Here is a 20867-nt window from a genome sequence, read left to right as displayed (position 1 = left end):
CCAGCAGTCAGCTCTTATGCATAAGCCCCCATAATGTTAAGAATAGCCTCGTTATCCAAAAGGGTAGCCTTTACCTCTTCAATCATTTCAGAAGTAGTGACAACCTTTTTTCCAAATGAAAAGATATCTCTCGTACGATAGCCGGCTTCAAGAACTTGATTAACAGCATTCTCAACTGCTTCAGCTTCCTCTTCCATTCCGAAGGATAAACGGAGCATCATGGCTGCCGATAAAATCATGGCAATTGGATTAGCTGCATTCTTCCCTTGAATATCCGGTGCTGAACCATGAATAGGTTCGTATAAGTAAGGCCCGTTTTCCGAAATGCTGGCAGAAGGAAGCATTCCCAGAGAACCGGTCAATACAGAGGCTTCATCGCTCAGAATATCACCGAACATATTCTCTGTTACGACAACATCAAATCTTTTCGGGTTTTTAATCATTTGCATAGCGGCATTATCAACAAGCATATGTTCAAGAACCACATCAGGATATTGCTTTGCAATGTCCTCTGCAACTTCTCTCCACATTCGGCTGGATTCCAGGACATTGGCCTTGTCAACAGAAGTCACCTTGCCACGCCGCTTTCCTGCAAGTTCGAATGCCAGCTTAATGACACGGCGCATTTCTTCTTTTTGATAAAACAAAGTGTCCACGACAGCATCTTTTCCGTTTTGCTGTGTCCTTTCGCTTGGCTTTCCAAAATAAAGTCCGCCGGTTAATTCTCTGACCATCAGCATATCCACGCCTTCAATTACTTCATTTTTTAACGGAGACGTATCGGAAAGGCTTGAATAATATTGAGTTGGCCGCAAATTGGCATATAGATTTAATTCCTTGCGGATCCTTAATAGACCCTTTTCCGGACGAAGGTGGGGAGGCTGCCGGTCCCATTTAGGTCCGCCAACCGCTCCCAGCATGACCGCATCGCTTTCTTTGCAAAGCTCCAGCGTTTCATTAGGCAGCGGAGTTCCGGCTGCATCAATAGCAGAACCGCCGATTTTGCCATATGAAAATTGGAATTGATGTCCGAACCGTTCACCAACAGCCTGCAGGACTTCAATTGCACCCTTCACCACTTCTTTGCCGATCCCATCTCCTGGAAGTACTGCGATACGTTTTTTCATTTTTAATCCCTCCGTCTGATTTATTGTTTTATAAATTTTCTTCCTATTATATTTCTGCCGCGCATTTGCTTTTCGGGGGAACGACAGGAGACTTTCCGCATTCGTGTGCAGAATCTCCCGCTTCAGATCAATTTACCTCTACCGCCTGCGCTTTTTCTCTCATATATATGACTCTATTAACGGCATTCAAGTAAGCTTTTGAGGAAGCCTCAAGCACATCCTGGGCCAAACCGCGGCCGCTTGTTTCCATTCCTTCATAGTTCAGCTTTACATAAACCTGGGCTAAAGCGTCTCTTCCGGCCCCTACGGATTGGATACGGTAATCCAAAAGGTTAGCTGTTCCATTCAGGCATTTTTCCAATGTGTTATACAGCGCCTCGATGCTACCTGCTCCAGTCCCGGCTTCCTGGATTACTTCGTTGTTTGACCCTGACAGAGTAACAGTTGCTGTTGGAACAGAGTTCGTGCCATACTGGATTTGGATTCCGATCAAATCATAGAATCGCTGCTCCTTGGAGAGCTTCTCTTCAAGTACGATGGCTGCAAGGTCGTCGTCTGTCATCTCTTTTTTGCGGTCGGCCAAATCTTTGAAAACTGTGAAAAGCCGATTTGCTTCTTCATCTGCTACTTCAAGCCCCAGTTCACTCAGGCGGTTTTTAAATGCATGGCGCCCGGAATGTTTTCCAAGCACCATGGAATTGGATTGAAAACCGACTAGGTCAGGGGAAATAATTTCATACGTTGATTTTTCCTTCAATACCCCATCCTGGTGTATTCCTGATTCATGTGCAAAAGCATTCCTGCCAACAATTGCTTTGTTGGCTGGCACCACCATACCTGTCAGCTTGCTGATCAAACTGCTCGTTCTGCTGATTTCCTGAAGATTCAGACGGGTTGAAGCCTGATAATGATCATTCCGGATATAAAGGGCCACTGCCAGCTCCTCAAGTGCCGCATTCCCGGCTCTTTCACCAATTCCATTTATCGTGCCCTCAATCTGTGTTGCCCCATTTTCTATAGCTGATAGTGAATTCGCTATGGCCATTCCCAAGTCATCATGGCAATGTGCTGACAAGGATACTTTATCTATAGAAGGAACATGATTTCTTAAATATTGAAAAATTTCACCGTACTCCTGTGGTGATGTGTATCCAACTGTATCTGGTATGTTAATGATTCCTGCACCCGCCTGGATGACCTTTTCTATGATCTCTGCAAGAAAAGGCAGTTCTGTCCTGGTAGCATCCTCTGCAGACCATTGGACGATCGGGAATTTGGAAGCAGCATACTTAACAGTTTCAACTGCTGTTTCAACCACTTCTTCTTTCGTCTTTCTTAACTTATACTGCCTGTGGATTGGAGAGGTTGCCAGGAATGTATGTATCCTTGGCTCAGCTCCATCCTTTAAAGCTCCCCATGCAGCATCTATATCAGAGATAACTGCTCTCGCCAATCCTGTGACCGAGCAATTTTTAATCGTCTGGGCAATATTCTGTACGGATGCAAAATCCCCTTTCGACGCTGCAGGGAAGCCTGCCTCAATAATATCAACGTTCAAACGCTCCAGCTGCCTGGCGATTTCCAATTTTTCCGAAAAATTAAGGTTTACACCGGCAGATTGCTCGCCATCTCTTAGTGTAGTATCAAATATTTTAATTATTGCCACTTACGACCACTTCTTTCTTCTTGCTGCTATTAACAAACGGCATCATTTTGCGGAGTTCTCTTCCCACCTGCTCGATCGGATGCTCATTCTCTCTCTGATTTACAGCATTGAATACCGGTCTATTTGCCTGGTTTTCCAAAATCCACCCTTTTGCAAAATTCCCTTCCTGGATATCTTTCAGCACTGCCTTCATTTCTTCTTTCACTCTTGCGTCAACTACCCGCGGGCCGCTGACAAAATCTCCCCATTGAGCTGTATCTGAGATGGAATAGCGCATTCCTTCAAGACCGCCCTCATACATAAGGTCAACAATGAGTTTCAGCTCATGTAAACATTCAAAGTATGCCAGTTCCGGCTGATAGCCTGCTTCTGTCAGAGTCTCAAATCCTGCTTTCACCAAGGAAGTCAGCCCTCCGCACAGCACTGCCTGTTCGCCAAACAAATCTGTCTCGGTTTCTTCCTTAAAAGTCGTTTCCAGAGCACCTGCACGAAGAGATCCAATGGCTTTAGCGTAAGCAAGAGCCAGTTCCTTTGCTTCCCCTGTAACGTCCTGATGGACTGCAAACAGGGCTGGAACACCTGCATCCTGTTCATATGTTCTTCTGACTAAATGGCCAGGTCCTTTCGGTGCTACCAGCAGTACATCACACTCTTTTGGAGGCACGATCTGATTAAAATGAATATTAAATCCATGGGCAAACATTAATGCCTGGTTTGATAAATTAGGTTCGATTTCTTCCTTGTATACTTTTGGCTGCAGTTCATCCGGCAATAGGATCATCACTACATCAGACTGCGCTGCTGCCTCACCGACCGGATATACCTGGAAACCGTCTTCTTCTGCTTTTTCCCATGACTTCCCTTTCCGAAGGCCGATGACAACCTCAACCCCGCTGTCCCTCATGTTTAACGCATGTGCATGTCCCTGGGATCCATATCCGATGACCGCTACCTTCTTCCCGTTTAAATACGCTGCATTTGCATCTCCGTTATAATACATTTTCGCCATGTTTTATCTCCCTCTCCGAATAAGTTTTTTATATTTATAATAGTTTATTTAAACGATAGAGTATGACTTGGACTGCTGGGAAGTACGCTGTGTTCCTCTAGGGAATGCCGTTGTTCCTGTCCTTGCAAGCTCTTTGATTCCATATGGTTTAATGAGTTCAATGAATGCTTCAACTTTATCAGATTCACCTGTAATCTGAATGGTCATGCTATCCTTGCTGACATCTATAACAGAAGCTCTGAAAGGTTCAATTAATGAATAAATCTCATTTCTTGTATATGGGACTGCCTGAACTTTAATAAGGGCAAGCTCTCTAGCGACAATTGACTGGTCCGTGATATCCGTTACTTTTATCACATCGATTTGCTTATTCAGCTGTTTCGTAATTTGTTCGCTGGCACCGGAGTCCTCAACATGGACCACACAAGTGATTCGCGACATTCCTTCATGTTCAGACAGGCCGACTGAAATGCTTTCAATATTAAAGTTTCTTTTGGAAAATAGATTAGTAATTCTGTTTAGAACACCCGGCCGATTCATCACAGTCAGGCATATGATTCGTTTCATGGTTTTACACCTGCCATTTCATGAAGTCCTTTTCCTGGTGCGATCATCGGATACACGTTTTCATCAGGATCCACCCTGAAATCGATAAGCACAGGTTCGCCGTTATGAAGCACTTCATCCAATACCTCTTCAGCCTCTGCTTCAGATTGGATGACATATCCTTTTATCCCATAGGCTTCTGCCAATTTCACGAAAGAAGGCTGTACCGGGATTTTGCTGTGAGAGAAACGGGATTCATAAAAGATCTCCTGCCACTGCCGGACCATGCCCAGGGCCATATTATTAAAAATAATAATTTTCACCGGCAGATTCAGTTCCTGAATGATAGCAAGCTCCTGAGTTGACATTTGGAATCCTCCATCTCCGCAAATGGCGAGTACGCATGCTTCCGGGTCAGCCAGCTGAGCTCCGATGCTTGCCGGGAAACCAAATCCCATTGTTCCAAGTCCTCCTGATGTCACCCATCTGTCTGCTTTATTAAAGCGATAGTATTGGGCTGCCCACATTTGATGCTGTCCTACATCTGTTACGACGATGGCATTCCCTTCCGTCTTCGAATGAAGCATTTCCATGACTTTCTGGGGTTTCAGCTGTACGGATTCTTTATCATAGTAATATGGATATTCCTCCTGCCACCTCAAGATGGTTTCCATCCATTCTTTATGGGCAGGCGGCTTTCCATCCTGCAGAATCAGCTGCTCTAGAGCTTCTTTTGCATCTGCCACAATCGGGATGGACGTTGGAACGTTTTTGCCGATTTCAGCAGGGTCAATATCAATATGGGCGACTGTTGCATGTGGTGCAAAATGCTGTAAATTCCCTGTTAATCTGTCATCAAAACGGGCTCCAATATTAATCAGCAAATCGCATTCTGTAAGGCCCATATTGGCTGCATAACAGCCGTGCATACCGGCCATACCGATGAATAATGGATGACTTGCAGGAAATCCGCCGAGGCCCAGAAGTGTGTGGATAACAGGTATTTGCTGCTGCTCCGCGTATTCTTTCAATTCTTTGGATGCTCTTCCATGAAGCACTCCGGCACCAGCCAGGATGACAGGCTTTTTCGATCTGCTGACTGCTTCAGTTAATTTTCTTATTTGAAGGTAATTTGGTTTTAATGTCGGCTGATACCCCGGCAGATTCACTTCCGTTTCTTTCTCAGGCTGATCTGAAACTCCTGCAGCGATGTCTTTGGGGATATCAATCAGCACTGGTCCTGGCCTGCCGGTTGAAGCTATATAAAAAGCTTCTTTAACGATTCTCGGAATATCTTCAATGCTGCGGACCTGATAATTGTATTTTGTAATTGGAGTGGTTATCCCCAGGATATCTGCCTCCTGAAAGGCGTCTGACCCAATGACTCCCGTTGCTACCTGGCCTGTAAATACAATCAGCGGAAGTGAATCCATCATTGCGTCTGCAAGACCGGTAACAATATTAGTGGCTCCTGGTCCTGAAGTGGCAATTACGACACCAGGCTTTCCTGATATACGGGCATACCCTTCAGCAGCATGAATTCCTCCCTGTTCATGACGCGGCAGCACATGAAGAATCTTTGAATGATACAGCTTGTCGTAAAGTGGAAGAACAGCTCCTCCAGGATAACCAAAAATCACTTCAACATTTTCTTTCTCCAAGGCTCTTAATAACAGATCAGCGCCGGTGACAGGATATGTCTCCGTTTTTGTTTCTGTTAAGGCAGCTTCCTGCAGCATTTGTTGATAACCTCCTCATGTTTTTAAACTCCAATATAAAAAGCCCTTCCACCCCTAAAGAAACCTAACGATTGTAGGTATAAGGGATGAAAAGGCTTTGATCACCTGTTCCACGGTACCACCCTGATTCACGCTTATGATGCGTGCACTCATGAACAGCGGATTTGCTGTTCGTTTTGATAACGGGTGAAGAACACCCGGCAGCCCCTAGTCGATTCACTTTCAGGACTGCGCTCAGAGGTGAGTTCATTTTAAGAGGGCATTACCGGGTTTCAGCAGATCCGGCTCTCTGGGAATGCCTGTCATAAAACTACTTATCCTCTTCTACGCTTTTCCTATTCTAAGATTTAAACTCAATACACTAACGCTTTAAATCATTGAATTGACAGATTAAAAAAAACCCAAATTTCTATATTGCGAGATAGATTTCACTTGGTTGAAGTTTATAGTTGCTGGTGTGAATTTCTTATATTGAGGACTATCTTACGCCCATTTTAATCGCCCGTCAACACCCTTTTTATGAATTATTTGATAATTTAGATTAATCTGTTTTTGTGTATCCGCTTACATTGTTGATATATTCACATTTCATAGGACAAAAAATTTTTTATATTTTTTTGATGATGGAGATAATATAGCTGAAGAGGTTTAATGAGGCAATCTAAAGACCGCTGGCAGGTTCCTGCCATTAAAAATTAATATTGAAAACAAAAAAACCCACCTGAAAGGTGAGTAAAATTCGGTAAGATATGTAGTGTTTCCAGATGTGTAAATGGCGTCCCAGGAGAGATTCGAACTCCCGACCGACTGTTAAACGATTGCTCAAAAACCGCGTCCTAATCGCTAGTTGATACGGTCACTATCCGAACTTGGACCGTTAGGACCGATACAACTAGATTCTACTATTATACGGGCTGTCCGTCAAACTAAAGTTTACTTCCCTACCGAATTTCGTCGAATGTTTTTACCGAGCCTAGACCGTTAACCCACTCAGCTAATCGCGCTTTACGGGCGGGCGTCTTCGTAAAGTAAACGAGTGTATGCCCTGGCATTGATCGTAGGAGCTCCGCATATAACCTAACCTTTCGTTTGTTGTCTGCCATATCCCGGGTGTTATCGACTTCTATGACGTAGGCTACGGCGTCTCGCTTAAAATAAGCGTCGCATACGGCTTTAATCTTCGTTGCGGGGGTTAGCCCCTTCACAACGTAATCGACGCGTCTCGCTGGCGGATTTTCCGCCTCTAGCGTGTGCTCCGTTTTCCAATCCGGCGGGCACCCGTAATGCAAATATACTTCATTACGTAGCAGGTGATGCTCGAGTTGTGCGGACCTCGTGATTTCCCGTGTGGATCCGATTAGGTCCCGTCCTTTCTTATTTAAATAGACGACCTTCTCCCGGTTGTAAAATGCTTCGTTTATATATGGGGCCAGCTGCGTAATTACCCGGCAGGCATTCCGGTAGCTCTTTAGGTCATGCTTCCGCCTTAGTTGCCTGATGCTCGCCACTCCCAACGAATCTATCGTCGTTAACAGACTTTCTAATCGCGCTTGCTCCATCGGTACTACCGCCTTTCTCCATCATTCCATCGTCAATATACGGCACCTGCACGGTGCGTTTCTTTTCCACGAGGTAAATCGCTCTGCCAGGTATGGCCGGCAAGTCTTCGGCACCTACATCATCGAGCAGCACACGGCTGGCAATCGAGGAAGCGCATATGAACGATACCCTTGCGACGATGTTCATTTTCACCTGCATCGGCACGGCTTCTTTCGTTGGGTACTGTGTCGCGTAGATAAGCCGATAGCCTAGCCCGCCTGATATACGAGCTATTTCGCTTAACGCCGCCTGGCAATACTGCGCATACTTCTTCGCTTCTTTATCCTTTACGATGTCCGGCGATAGCTCCGCGCCTTCGTCTACGATGATGAATGTTCGTTTCTTAATCGGGGTATCCACGATGTTCGTGTAGCCCTTTTCGCGGAACATGAGCTCCCGTTGCTTTAGTTCGTCCGTTAGCTTCAATAACAATTCGGCTGACTCGTATACATCGCAAGCGACTTCCCTTACCTGCGGGTATTTCTTCTTGTACTTGTAGAACTCGAGCCCCGCCTTTAAATCGAGAATATAGAACTCGACGTCATCCGGGTTATTCTGAATCAGCGTGTGCATAACGACTTTCATAAATACGGTCTTACCAAACCGAGTGACTCCGCCGACAAGCATGTGACAGTAGTGCTCGAAGTTATGGTATAGCACGCCTTTATGGTTACGGCCAATCGGGACTTCCCACGTACCCTCACGTATCAGCCCGTTGTCGTAGTTCCATTTCTTCGGCAGCTGTTCGCGGAACACCTGTAGCTTTAATACGCCGTCAAACTCGTACTCGACTTCTTTGTTCAACGCATCCTTAAGTGCAGGCGTTAAGGCGTCGAATATCTCCGACGGCAACCCGTGAGGCAACGAATAGAGGTACGTTGTATACTCGGGCTTATCGTACTTGCGGATGAGCTTCGGTATCTTCACGCCGTCTTTCGAGGCAAACCCGACCCTTCGATTCATAAACACCTGCTTGATGATTTCGGCTTCGCTCGGCTTTCGTTTCGGTATGAACGCTGCGCCAGCTAGTACGGCAGGAATCGCTAACCATTCGATCATATTACGCCCTCCAATATCGTTCGATTATTTTCTCCTCGAGTTCCGCGTAACTGTCCACGTCATTCGCCGTGTGATTATAGATGTGGCCGAGTATCGCGTCGTATTCCTCTTTGGACTTCGCGCCTTCGTACAGCTCGTTTAGATAGGCCGAGCTAAACAGGACAGGCGAATTATCTAACCCCTCGTATTGTAGCTTCCTTCGCTTCGGTCGTTTGGCATCCGAGTAGCCATCGATCAATCCGCGCAGCACAGAATTTAACATAGGGAACCTCCATGATATACGTAGTATAGTCGGACTTTAAATGAATAAAACGGGTCAAGCCGGACAATAATCGTAGCAAGGCGTTGCACACTGCAATGACGAATTCACCAGAAGAAGATGTCTTTCACGTAGTCAAGGAAGTAAAGAATGCCCCCGAGTTTGACGCATTCCATGACGACTTTCATCGCTGTCTCGTTTATAGGTAAGCCGGCCTTCTCAAGCGCGGTCAACACGAGCAGCCCTCCACCTGTAGCGCCAACAAAGGTAATCCCAAAAGTAAACGGGTCCATTTCGCTGCACTCCTCTCTTCGCTGAATACTACAATGTATTACGAAGATACCGAAAAGATGCACGTTTATTCCGAAAAAATTACGTTAATACTAAAGACAAGTTACCGAAAGGAGGCGATAGTATGTACGATCCATTTCATACTCCGAGCTGGGACGATGATAAGTCCCGGGACCACTACGACGGCAAGCGCTATTCCTGCGATTACTGCGGGATTACACTCGAGGACCACGAGTCGTATATGCGAGGTGGCAAGGTATACTGTGGCTGCTGTAAGTAAACGAAAAAAGCCCGCCGGGTTAGGGCGAGCTGTTAACGTTATTTCTTTTCGTCAAGCAATCGGTGTAGGATCCGCGCTAGTTGACCGCGAGTCGTCGGCTCATTCGGACGGAAGCTGCCATCGGAGTAACCTTTGATAAGCCCTTTGTCTTGTACGAACTTAATGGAGTCTACGTAGCTAAAGTCCGCAGGGATATCGGTGAACCCCGTTGCTTTCTTATTCTCCGCAGCACTCGGTTTCTTCTCTTTCTTCGCTGCAGGCTTCGGAGCCGACTTACGTTTTAACCCGTAGAACTCCGCCAGGGACTTCGCGTTTGTCTCACCGCAAAGTTTACGGTAGGCATCGGATTTTAGCTTCGGTAGGTCCGTCTTGGAGTCCATGAAGCCGTGCTCAATTAGAATTGCGGTCATGTGAGTCTCGCGCAGAACGTGGAAGTCTATCGATTTGACGCCTCGATCCCGAAGACCTGTCGCTTTAATTAAGTTCTTCTGTACAACGTTGGCTAACTTAACGGCTTCTGCCGGCTTGGATTCGAACACAAACGTGTCGATACCGCCGTGGTCACCCATTTTGCCGTTGAAGGCATTCGCATGGATAGATACGAAGACATCGGCTTTCCAGGCGTTAGCGCTGTTTGTACGCTCGGATAACGGGACGTCTCGGCTATCTGAATGCGTAAACTTGACTTCGACGCCTTCGTAGTTCTTCAATTCGTCGCGCATTGCAAGCGATACTGCGCGGTTAAACTCGTATTCTTTCATTACACCAGGGCTAGGGCTACGTTTACCTGGCGTGGAATAACCGTGGCCTGCGTCGATTACAACTTTAAGTGTCATTATTCGTTTCCTCCTTCGAGTCTATCGTCAATTCCGTTGCCGTTTTCGTCAGGGAACCACTTACCCTTTTCCGGATTACTTACGATTCCAGCAGCAACTAGCGTAAGCAGCAGTGCATTGACGTATAAGTTCGTTTGCTCCGGCGCGATCCCGAAAGCATCGTTTAATACCAACGTCGCCAAAGCCCCGAGTGCTGTCCATAAACCGTAATTTTGCCATTTGATTTTCATTACGACTCCCCCTTAGTTAATTAGTGCGCTGATTACCGACGGTACAACCGCAAAGATACCGGCGATAATCGCAATCCATAAGCCCCACTTTTCGTTTCGGTCGACTTGCCATTTGCGGTCGTTCTCGTCAAGCCGCCGAGTTAGTTCTTCGATTTCCTTCGTATTATCCTTCGCCGTGTCAAGTGCAGCCCTTGCCGTGTGCTTCACGTCAACTTGTTCGTCAAACTTCGTTTCTAAACGAGCGAGACGGTCGAGGATTTCCAACAAGTACCTATCACGCTCCTGTTCATCCATTTTCGGCTTCCCCTACCTTCGACTGTAGTTTCTTAACCTGCTCGATTAGCACCGCCCTGTCGACCTCTAGCTGTGCGATGCGTGAAGAAAGCGTCTGTACGACGCCCTCTATGCTAATTTCCGAGCCTACGTTACTTCCGTTTTGTCCGTTATCCATTTCCCATTCCCCCGTTTAATTTAGATTCTAACTCCGTCACTCGCTCGCGGAGTTCCTTTACGATAGGTAGCAGCAGAATCCATAGTCGGTCATACGCGATACCTTCGATTTCCTTCGTGCCGTCTTCGTTTAATATGCCTTGTACGAACATGTCAAGTCCGGCTTCCTCGACGTCTTCCGCAACAAGTCCCCAGACTTCCTCGATAGGTAGCAAGTCGTCGAATTGCCCTTCCGCGATATCCTCGCCTTCGGTAACGGCAGTTAGGTAGGCTGCGTGCTGTTCCGTGGCGGTCTTATCGAACCAAGTCTTCGGCTTAAGGTCGAGGATTCGATCGGCAATGCCCTCGGTTTTCGCTTCTTTGATGTTCAACTTATATTTAGTTGCGGACGACTGACGCCCGAACGTTCCTGACGACGTTATAAGCATCGGTAGGGTCGTAGATGAACCGGAGTACGTACGGTCGTATATTTCGTATGACCACACGCGGGACCCGGTACCGTCAGCGCCGACTCGAAGTTTCGCACCGTTTGACAACTCGCTGGAAAGTACAGCTTCATCGTTGGCCATGAAATAGCCTGTATTCGATTGGATGCGTACACGATCGCCCAGTGTGTAGATGTTATCGACGTTTTCGATGTGCTTTCCGGTTAAGTCGAGATTAGTCATTCCGGAATGATAAACCGAATGCCACGCTCCCCATGTCGAAGTTGTAGCACCGCGCCTGAAGTAAAAGCCGTCTTGCGAGCCGGGAAATGCTAACTGATAAGCGTGACCCCCGGATACATCAGAAGATGAACTTCCATAAGGTCTGAACATAATCGTTCCGGCATATGTCCCCACTCCGCTCATACCTATCGTGGATGTATTTTTAAAGTCGAAATAAACCCCTCTAGCACGGTCTGTTGGCCCTGTGTTATTATCTCTTGTATCTGAGACTGTGACAGAGTTAGCATTCCCCCCAACCGACCGAGTGAATGAACTCTCGTGCAACCCGTCCAAAAGATCCGCGTCAAGTCCACTGCCTGTGCCATCGTTTCCGGCGTGCCACGCTTTATGTCCGGCGCTTCCGACAAGCAAGTTATCCGTCCACAGCGTGATTTTGTCCACGTTCGCAAAGGTCCGGCTTTTGTCCAGCGTATTCTTCCCACCGATATCGATTTGCGTTTTGTGGACTGTCGATCCTGCAGCGTTTTGCCACGAATAGGAATCGATGACTGCGACCGGTCCTGCCAGCCCCAACGCCCCGAATGAGTTCAACGTGATTTGCGAACTGTATCCGGTAGATAAATCGTCACCATCGATCAGCAGATTTGATGTCGTCACTTTCCCTTTGAACGTCCCAGATGCACCGGATAGTGCGCCCGTGAATGTAATGTTATTCGCAATAACGGAATTCGCCTTCAGCACGCCCGCGTCCACGGTGCCCGCCGTGATGTTTCCCCCGTGAATGATCGTCGTTCCGGACGGCTTCCACGGTGATGGTTCGGTCTTGTCGGATGTCACCTTTTCGAGTTGCAAACAATCCCAATAGACGACCCTTCCGCCTGTCTCGCGCGTTCTCAGATATACAGCGACCTTAGTTGTACCTGCAGGTGCTACTCCGGTTGTGAACACTCGCGTCCACGATGCATTGTTGCTTCCGCCACCTACGGTAGTTTCGCCGGTATGGAGACCTAGCTGATTCCCTGAATCATCGCGAAAAACCAGATTTATCCGTACTGTAACAGCCGTCGTGTTGTCGCGAAAAGCGTAGCCGCTTACGACGTATTTCTCGCCCGGTGCGGCAGGAACAATACCGCCAGAGTCCTCGATATACTTATAAGCATCTGACGTTGATGTGGCGGTCTTTAACGATTTGTGGCCGACCATTGCAACTTCGTCACTGACTTGACATATCGAAAAACCACCGACCTGACCAGGCGGCGTCCCTTCAAGCTGATCGAAGTTATCCCACCCTGGCGCGATGATGTTCGGGCTATCTCCGCTTGTGAGTAGTTCTGCGGAAATTACACCGGTCTGGATGCGGTCTGCCGTAATTGTACGGGAAGCAAGCTGCTGAGCCGTAATAGTGCCGGCAGCAATCTGATTCGCCGTAATCGAGTTCGTATAAATTTTACCGCCGTCGATTAACGTTGAATTCGGATGCACCCACAAGTCCGTTGAACCTTTCGCTGCATCTGCGATGTCTTGCGCCGTGGTACCGGGCGTGATTTGACGTGTGTATACGTTGTAGTCTGTCGGTACTCCCGGCGAAGGTTCCCAATCAATGCCGACCCATCCGGAGGTCTGAATATTCTCCGTGATGTAACAGTGCAGACTCAACGGATTCCCCGAGTTCGCCGGCACCCAGACTTCGAGGTACACGGTATCGTAAGTACCTTTAGTTACCATTCGCACTGAGTGGAACGGAAGAGACGAGTAGTATGACGATGAGGTAACCGCAACAAACGGTCTCTGCCCGTAGTTAACCGACGCTTCGAAAACCGCAGTCATATGGTTACTTGCGGTGGTGTCCTTTAGGATAAAGCGCCCGTACGCTCGACTGCCCTCGCACTTAGCTATGCGGTACCAACCTTCCGGGGCAACGCTCGCTTGGTAGTAGTAGTTGTTACCGAGTGTTTTAAACGCTTCTCCGAAGAATGTTCCGCTGTCTACTACGTTTGGACCTTGTGGACCTTCCGGACCTTCGGGTCCTTGCGGGCCTGTCGGGCCTTGGTCTCCTTCGGGGCCTTGCGGGCCTTGCGATCCCGTAGCGCCTTTATCGCCTTTATCGCCCTTCGGACCTTCGATTAGCGACCAAGTGTAATCGGCAGCATTCGTAGATTCCGTTTGGCTTAGATTGTTATACGATATACCTAAATACGCCTTACCCGTTGGGCTGTCGCTGAGCCCCGAACCTGTCGCTGTGTCAGCGTACTTAATCCACGTGTAGTACGTTTTACCGTCAGATCCCGCAGGTCCCGCAACCCCTTTATCGCCCTCGATTTTCGACCAGGTGTAGTCACTTGCAGTCGAGGATTCCGTAGGACTCGAGTTATTGTACGAGATACCCATGTACGCCTTACCCGTTGGAGAATCGGACATGCCGGAGCCTGTCGCTGAATCAGCGTATTTGATCCACGTATATAGCGTTTGCCCATCGTCGCCCGGCGGGCCTTGTACGCCCTGTTCGCCTTTATCTCCTTTAATCTTCGTCCACGAATACATTGACGGGTCAGTCGAGTCTGCCGAAGTGAAATCCGTATACGTCCCGATGTAGAGTTTATTAGTTGAGTCGGTCGTAGAGAAGCCGGAAGTTCCTGTGGAGTTATTCGCCCACGCCGTGTGGAAGTACGGCGTTAAACCATCGTCTCCTTTCGGCCCGGGCAACCCTTGCGAGCCGTCCGCTCCTTTAATTAGCGTCCAATTATAATCGGCGGGATTGGTAGAATCGTTAGGCACGTTATCAACGTAGATACCGATGTATGTCTTATCGACCGAATCACTAACCGAGAACCCCACGGTGCCGTCTTCGCTGTTGGCGTAGGCAATGTGCGTATAACTTGACACCCCGTCTGCTCCCGGCTTGCCTTGAATCCCTTGGTCGCCCTTATCGCCTTGCAGCCCTTGCGTACCCTGCGGACCTTGCGGGCCTTCGATTTTTGACCACGTATAGTGCGACGGGTTCGTAGATTCCGTTTGACTCTCGTTGTTATACGAGATTCCTAGATACGATTTGCCTGCAGGGTCATCGCTCATTCCGTTTCCTTGCGCATCATCAGCGTAGCGAATCCACGTATAGTACGTAGTCCCGTCGGCACCTGCCGGCCCCTCAACGCCTCGGTCGCCTTCAATCTTTGCCCACGTATAGTCAGACGGGTCTTCCGATTCGTATGGCGTTTCGTTATTATACGAGATACCGATGAACCCTCGCCCGGTCGGGTCGTCGCTCATGTTCGTGCCGTTTTCGTCATCGCTGTATTTAATCCAAGTGAACAACGTGATGCCGTCTTCACCGGCTGGCCCACGTACACCTTGCGGACCGCCAGGACCTTCACGCCACTCCTGTAACTCGTCGTCCCAACGTTTCCATACGTCATGTTCCGGATTGGAAGTATCGACCCATATCAGCTGCTTGTTCGTAGGGGGCGTAGCGCCTCGGTAGAACTTAGGCTCAGCGTAGTTTTCCGTGTACTCTTTCGATGCCTCGAGGTTTGCCTGCGCCTGCTCGATACGTGCTTGCTCCTCGGCTGATAGCTTACCGTCCGTATACTCGATTACTTGATCGATTTGCGTAGCCGTATACTTAGTCGCAAGCTCCTGCTGTTCAACCCCGGATAACTCCGCGAACTTCTTCTCGATCTTCGTAAGCAAGGTAGGGCGTTTCTCCCCGAAAGTAGCCTCGAGTGCGAATCCGTCTTCCTCGTGTACCTCGGTGAACTCAACGATAGGAGACGACAGTACGATGCCCCAGGATTTGCTGTGAACGGTAACTCGGTCGCCCAGGTCGAAGTCCACGCCGTATTCGTATGGAGTTTCAGCGATAGGAAGACCGCCTGGTATGCGATTGATTTCACGGATGATCGGCGTTAATATTTGCGATTCAAACGATAGCAGCCTGCCCATCTCGGCAAGTTTACGCTCGCCTCGCTGGATTAAAAGGTCGCGGATTTCTTCCGGTGTCTTCTTTTCCTCGCCGTCCCCACCTACGTCCCTTGCGTCGATGAACGTCTCAATTCGCTCAAACCCGGTTGCCCCTGAGCCGACTACAACGATTTCCCTGTCCTCGTCCTCGCCTTGCCCGCCTACGTAACCTACGTTGCGGTAGCTTTGGTCGCTGTCGGTGAACGATTGGTCTTTAATAGTCCCGAAGTCAGGCGAGAAGATAATCGGTGTATTTCCCTGTTCGTTGCCCCTCGTCATGTCTCGCTGCGGGATAACGTCAAATACGAATTTCTTTTCGACAACATCGGCGTAGACGTGCCAGCCTAGCCCCGTTAGCATTCCGATTTGTTCAAACTCCGTAGAAAGCTCCTTGTAACGAGATGACCACTCGATAGGCTCGCCTCGCCACTGATTAGGCGCGACTTCCATTCGAGGCATTTTACGGTCAGGATCCGTTGGGTTTACGAAGTGCTTTTCGACGTACTTCTTCATTACCGTCTCGCCGTCACCCTTAAAGCTGCTGTGACTCTTACCCGGGTCAGGCACAGACCAACGACGGCTGATTAAACCGTCGAGGGTGTACCCTTTAAACTTCCAATTCTCGGAGGCCTTACCGGAGGAGTCAAGGGCGATTTCCTTCGACATGATAATGCCTGCTTTATGCGCTTGCTTATCGAGGATAATGATTCGCCCTTTGTCAAGTTCCTCAGCTCCGTAAGCATAACGGTTGATGTGCAACTCGAACTCGCCCACTCCGAAGAAACTGCGGGTGAATATTAAACTGCCGTACGTGTCAATCTCGATTTGTAGGTCGAGAAACTCGTTATATACACGAATCGGTTGCTGCATAACCGAACCTCCTTTAAGATAGTTTGTTTATACGTGTCCAAGTGTCGACTACGTTAATAACCGCACCACTTGTGAATACTTTTCCGTTTAACTGAATTTGGTCGCCAGGCTCGAGAGTTTCGACCATGCTGCCGACCCACATGTTGTCTGCCTTAGTCGATGCGACCGCGGCGATGAACGGGAACTCGTACTTGACTCCGTTCTTAACGAGGTGGATCTGAATGTCCGCCTGCCCTACGTTAAGCCTGCCGTCGCCCCGAATTAGGAACCATATGAGGTAGACCCCGGCTGCCTTCGGTTTGAAGGTGTTCGTGCCTGCTTCGTTTTGATTGTCGGTTAACACCGTACCAAACGGGATAATCCTGTTCGTGCCGTCAAGGTCGTATGTCGGCGCAGTGTCTCGAGCCTCAACGAATGATTGATTAGGAAGCGTAATGATTCCGTCCCTGCTGACGGCTAAGCCCCGGTAAATATTATGCAACGGGATATACCCGCAAACAGTGTCGTCGGTGCGTTCGTCCGTAATGCTACCTGCAGCGATAAATGACTTGCCGGCCACCACTCGAACTTGTGCCACGCTTAGTTCGTAAATAGTTGTGTTCCGCGTAAGTGCCGGAGGTACCGGATTCGTTGCGGGAGTGCCTGGCTTGATATATGCGTAAGTCCTGCGCTCAGTAGGCGTATTGTCAAACCGGATAATCACCCGGTCAATACGGTCAAGCGATGGATCCGCGACCTCACACGTCAGGTCAAGTGGTGCTGTGTTCTCGTACATATAGCCGTTGGCAAATGCGTACCCTGCCGTTAATGAAACGGTCATATTCACCTTGGAGAGCACGAGCAAATCATCGAGGGTCGCCGTGTTAGACACGCCGTTACCGATAATTTGTGCGTGAAACCGCGCGAAGTCCTCGGCTCCGTACGTGACGGGTGCGCCGCCATCCGGTGTGTTAAAGAAGTAACTTCGTTCCATTTATTTCAACTCCTTATATACCTAAGAATTTGTTGTGCCATACTACAGACGCAATCGCGATGTCCGTTCCGGAGTCCGCCTTATACGACAGTAAGTTGTCGCCAGGTATCAGCGAGAAGAAATCGGAGAACTCGTCGAGGTAACCCCACGCTTTCTCGATTACTAGGCCGTCACGGTAAATCTCCACACGTTTGTTATGCCTGCTCGTATTTATATGAAGAACCTCGTTAGCCGCGAGTGCTCGGTTTAGTTTCAAGTACTCACCGGTAGTCTCGTTTGTAACAACGGGATTCACGACCGGTCCTTGTATGTTTAATTCGATCGATGTTTCAACGGTGCCTCGATTACGTACGACAGTCGAGTCGCCCTCAGTTCCGAACTCAATCGGAAAGCTAAACGGGAAACTAAACAGCCCTTCGTAGGCGGTCAACGCATGGGACACTTGCTGTGGCTCGCGCCAATACGGGTCGTGTGCGATTAAATCGATGGCTCCCTTTTGATAGCGAGCGCCTTGATTCGATGGCCCACTAGGGAACGTCGGTACGTGCTCAGGCACAACGTTGATTAGAAACGTCCTGCCCGATGCAATAACCGTCAAAGTGCCCGGGATCTTCGGATTGAACACCTGTGATAAGTTTCGTCGAGTTTGGGCGATATCGTAATCGCTAGAGCCCGTTATCATAAACATTATCTCGAGTGGTCTTTCGTGTAGAATCGAATCTATGAATCGGCTGCCGTCTTGATACGGTGACCGGTGAGACTGAACGTCAGCCTCGACTTCCCCGAACCCTTCGAAGCTAAGCGCTTTAAGTTGCGGAGAGAGGTCGAAGTCTATCGTTTGCCCTCGTTCGTTTGTGTAGCTGATTTCGTATAACATTAGAAATTCGCCCCCATCGCAAAGTCTCTAAGCGCTTGCTTTTGTTTACGGGCGGTTGCTGCCGGGCTTGACGCTGCCTCGCCATGGAAGTGTAGGTTCTGCGTTAGACCTCCGCCTCCCTGCGGTGTAGTCGGCTGTTGGTACGAGGTGTTTCGTGATGCCGTATAGGCTCCCCTTGAGGCCGCCACATTCGCGTTGAACGTGTAGTCTTTGTTCATGCGATCGAACGGGCGTTTAATAGCGTTGGCGACTATCTCGGCCTGCCGTTCCGCCTTCGATGCCATCGATACTACCCCGTCAAGTACTCCGAGAGTAATCCAGCGACCGACGTCCTTGTTCATCAGTTTCGACGGCGAGTGGATCTTAAAGAAGTTCGTGAACCCGGACTTGATTTTACCTGCGACACTCGAGACCGCACTCCCGATGTCAACGCTAGATATACCTTTTACTAGTCCTTGGATAATGTTCTTACCGATAGACCACAGGTCGATGCCCTCGAGGAACGCTTTGGCTTCGTCCCATTTAGTTTTAATGGAGTCGTAGATTTCGCGCATTTTATCCTTTACAGCACGCCACATGTCGCCCATTGCGCCAACTACCGTTGTAACCCAATACTTAACGCCTTCAATAACGGCTTTAGCTTCGTTCCATTTCGTTTTAATCCACGCGGATATCTTATTAAACGTATCGATTGTCCACGTCTTAATCGAATCCCAATTCTTGTAGATGACCGTAGCGATAAGGATAACAGCCGTAATTGCAAGACCGATAGGACCGGTTGCAAAACGAATTAACGCCATGCCGATACGGCCGATCCACGGAAGCACCGATGCGATTACGGAACCTAGCCGAGTGAGCCAGCCCCAGATACGCGTGAACCACGGACCTAACCCTTGAATCGCGGTACGTAGTTTACCGAGCCATCCCCATATCTTAACGACCCATCCGATGAACGAGCCGAGGGTACTGAATAACGCAACCATAGCGACACCTACGATACTTAGAGCCGCACGCCATAGGATTAAGTACGCTAGGAACTTACCGGCCTGCGGGTTCGCTTCGAGGAATGCGTCAATCCACTTGAATAGATTCGTTGCTACCTCGAGTACCTTTTCGCCGACCGGAGCCATCGCAATGAATATCTGCGTAAGCGCCTGGATAAAGCTGCCGAAGAACGATAGCAACTTCGGGCCATTCTCGGCAGTATATTCGAGGAATCGCTGCCATGCCGTATTGTTCTCGAGGTTAGCTGCCCACTCACGGAAGCTCTCGGACATCTTCAAGAACCCGTCAGAGAACGACTGAGTCAACGGGTCAAATGCTACGAACATGTTGAATAAGCCAACCGTGAAGTTACCGAGTGTTTTCATTAAATCCTCGAGGTAATGTCCGGCTGTCGTACCGAGCCATTCGAATATTTCCTTAACGTCCGTTGCACCGAGGTTAGCGCTGAATGCGTCCGCTAAGTTTTGCATCGCCTTAATCGAACCCTCAACCGTTGGTTGGAACATTTTTAACGCTGTGTTAGCGCCATTAAGCGCGGAAGCGAACACTTGTAACGTAGGCTCTCGGAACGTATCTTGCATTTTGCTCCACGTATCACGAAGCGCATCCAGCGATGTAAGTGCGGCCCTCGTACCGTCGCTTAGCTTTTTCCATTCGGCGGACCCCCGTTTAACCTCACCGTCGAGGTCCTTTAGGTGTTTAATCGCAGGCACAGCGACCATTGCGAATGCCCCGAGTCCTACGACTGCTCCGACAAGCTGTGACGCTAACGCTCCGGCTCCACCGGCTGCAACAGCAAGTGCGGGACCTAACGTCGGTATAAGTGCCCAGATAATACCTTGACCAAGCTGTAGCAGGATTTCATCGATATTACGGAGCCTCGTAGCCAAACGACCAATGTCGCCTTTTTGCTCGACCCATATCGTAATCTTTCGATACCACGGTAGTCGGTTAACCGCGTTGTTCGTTGCGTTTAGCTGATTTTGAGCATTGGCTGTGTCCGCGTCTACGTTGATGTCCGGGTCGACCGATTCTAACGCCGCTGCCTGTCGTTCTAATGCTTCAAGCTGTCGCTCTAACCGTTCGTGTGTGTCCGTAAACCTATCGACCGCACGAATCGTATAGCTTATGTTCATTTTGTTATTATTTTTCGCTGCCATGTCGTACCTCCCTTTCTACTTATTCCGTTTGGCTTCCTTCGCTTTAATCGAGTAGAACGCCGACCAAAACGGAATTTCGTTCGGAGAGATACCTTCGTCATGGTGTTCTATGCGTATAACGGATTCATCGGCTGTAAGACCGAACGCCTGCGCAACACGCTCGGGCAAATGAATCATAGAATAACGACGACGTGAACCCACGAGCTCGCCTACGGTTGTGTCCTTAGCGTCAGCTAATTCGTAAAGCGAGCGTAGGTAACCATCGT

The 20867-nt window shown here is 48.8% G+C and carries 17 protein-coding genes and 1 other annotated feature; all 17 genes read right to left on the bottom strand.

Features of this window, described 5'->3' with window-relative positions; genetic code table 11:
• Window positions 1-14: 14 nt before the first annotated feature.
• Window positions 15-1127: a 3-isopropylmalate dehydrogenase gene (leuB, locus tag CHI10_RS14950; protein WP_095245030.1), complete on the bottom strand. Its 1113-nt coding sequence runs from the start codon at window positions 1125-1127 to the stop codon at window positions 15-17.
• Window positions 1128-1254: 127 nt separating this feature from the next.
• Window positions 1255-2793, bottom strand: coding sequence for a 2-isopropylmalate synthase (locus tag CHI10_RS14945; RefSeq protein ID WP_095245029.1), 1539 nt, complete (start codon window positions 2791-2793; stop codon window positions 1255-1257).
• Window positions 2780-3802, bottom strand: a complete 1023-nt coding sequence (ilvC, locus tag CHI10_RS14940) for a ketol-acid reductoisomerase (protein WP_076257316.1) — start codon at window positions 3800-3802, stop codon at window positions 2780-2782. Before ilvC ends, CHI10_RS14945 begins: the two co-directional genes overlap by 14 nt.
• 48 nt (window positions 3803-3850) lie before the next feature.
• Window positions 3851-4369 (bottom strand): acetolactate synthase small subunit, encoded by a 519-nt coding sequence (gene ilvN / locus CHI10_RS14935; protein ID WP_095245028.1) that lies wholly within the window; start codon window positions 4367-4369, stop codon window positions 3851-3853.
• Window positions 4366-6087 (bottom strand): acetolactate synthase large subunit, encoded by a 1722-nt coding sequence (ilvB, locus tag CHI10_RS14930; protein ID WP_095245027.1) that lies wholly within the window; start codon window positions 6085-6087, stop codon window positions 4366-4368. Before ilvB ends, ilvN begins: the two co-directional genes overlap by 4 nt.
• A gap of 79 nt (window positions 6088-6166) precedes the next feature.
• Window positions 6167-6423 (bottom strand) — a binding site (T-box leader).
• Window positions 6424-7028: 605 nt separating this feature from the next.
• On the bottom strand, window positions 7029-7646 hold the full coding sequence (locus CHI10_RS22890) for a replication-relaxation family protein (protein WP_095245026.1): 618 nt from the start codon (window positions 7644-7646) through the stop codon (window positions 7029-7031).
• Window positions 7561-8745: an FtsK/SpoIIIE domain-containing protein gene (locus CHI10_RS14920; RefSeq protein ID WP_095245025.1), complete on the bottom strand. Its 1185-nt coding sequence runs from the start codon at window positions 8743-8745 to the stop codon at window positions 7561-7563. Before CHI10_RS14920 ends, CHI10_RS22890 begins: the two co-directional genes overlap by 86 nt.
• A gap of 1 nt (window position 8746) precedes the next feature.
• On the bottom strand, window positions 8747-9007 hold the full coding sequence (locus CHI10_RS14915; RefSeq protein WP_095245024.1) for a hypothetical protein: 261 nt from the start codon (window positions 9005-9007) through the stop codon (window positions 8747-8749).
• A 104-nt stretch (window positions 9008-9111) separates the two neighbouring features.
• Window positions 9112-9297, bottom strand: a complete 186-nt coding sequence (locus CHI10_RS14910; protein ID WP_095245023.1) for a hypothetical protein — start codon at window positions 9295-9297, stop codon at window positions 9112-9114.
• A 316-nt stretch (window positions 9298-9613) separates the two neighbouring features.
• Window positions 9614-10411: an N-acetylmuramoyl-L-alanine amidase gene (locus tag CHI10_RS14905; RefSeq protein ID WP_179289047.1), complete on the bottom strand. Its 798-nt coding sequence runs from the start codon at window positions 10409-10411 to the stop codon at window positions 9614-9616.
• The gene (locus tag CHI10_RS14900) at window positions 10411-10641 is read right to left on the bottom strand and encodes a holin (protein WP_095245022.1); all 231 of its coding nucleotides are present in this window, start codon (window positions 10639-10641) and stop codon (window positions 10411-10413) included. Before CHI10_RS14900 ends, CHI10_RS14905 begins: the two co-directional genes overlap by 1 nt.
• A 12-nt stretch (window positions 10642-10653) precedes the next feature.
• Window positions 10654-10935: a hypothetical protein gene (locus CHI10_RS14895; RefSeq protein WP_095245021.1), complete on the bottom strand. Its 282-nt coding sequence runs from the start codon at window positions 10933-10935 to the stop codon at window positions 10654-10656.
• Window positions 10928-11092 (bottom strand): hypothetical protein, encoded by a 165-nt coding sequence (locus CHI10_RS22420; RefSeq protein ID WP_179289046.1) that lies wholly within the window; start codon window positions 11090-11092, stop codon window positions 10928-10930. The genes CHI10_RS14895 and CHI10_RS22420 overlap by 8 nt, the downstream gene beginning before the upstream one ends.
• On the bottom strand, window positions 11085-16586 hold the full coding sequence (locus CHI10_RS14890) for a Gp37-like protein (protein WP_095245020.1): 5502 nt from the start codon (window positions 16584-16586) through the stop codon (window positions 11085-11087). The genes CHI10_RS22420 and CHI10_RS14890 overlap by 8 nt, the downstream gene beginning before the upstream one ends.
• A gap of 13 nt (window positions 16587-16599) precedes the next feature.
• Window positions 16600-17559 carry a complement C1q domain-containing protein gene (locus tag CHI10_RS14885; RefSeq protein WP_095245019.1) on the bottom strand — a complete coding sequence of 320 codons (960 nt, stop codon included), beginning with the start codon at window positions 17557-17559 and terminating at the stop codon, window positions 16600-16602.
• Between the two features lie 13 nt (window positions 17560-17572).
• Window positions 17573-18436 (bottom strand): phage distal tail protein, encoded by an 864-nt coding sequence (locus CHI10_RS14880; RefSeq protein ID WP_095245018.1) that lies wholly within the window; start codon window positions 18434-18436, stop codon window positions 17573-17575.
• Complete coding sequence (locus tag CHI10_RS14875) at window positions 18436-20601, bottom strand: phage tail protein (RefSeq protein WP_095245017.1); 2166 nt, start codon at window positions 20599-20601, stop codon at window positions 18436-18438. Before CHI10_RS14875 ends, CHI10_RS14880 begins: the two co-directional genes overlap by 1 nt.
• Window positions 20602-20867: the final 266 nt, after the last annotated feature.

It is taken from the genome of Bacillus sp. 7894-2, from assembly GCF_002272225.1.
Taxonomy (GTDB): Bacteria; Bacillota; Bacilli; order Bacillales; family Cytobacillaceae; genus Cytobacillus.
Note: the sequence above shows the minus strand (reverse complement) of the source record. Positions and strands in the feature narration are given on the sequence as shown.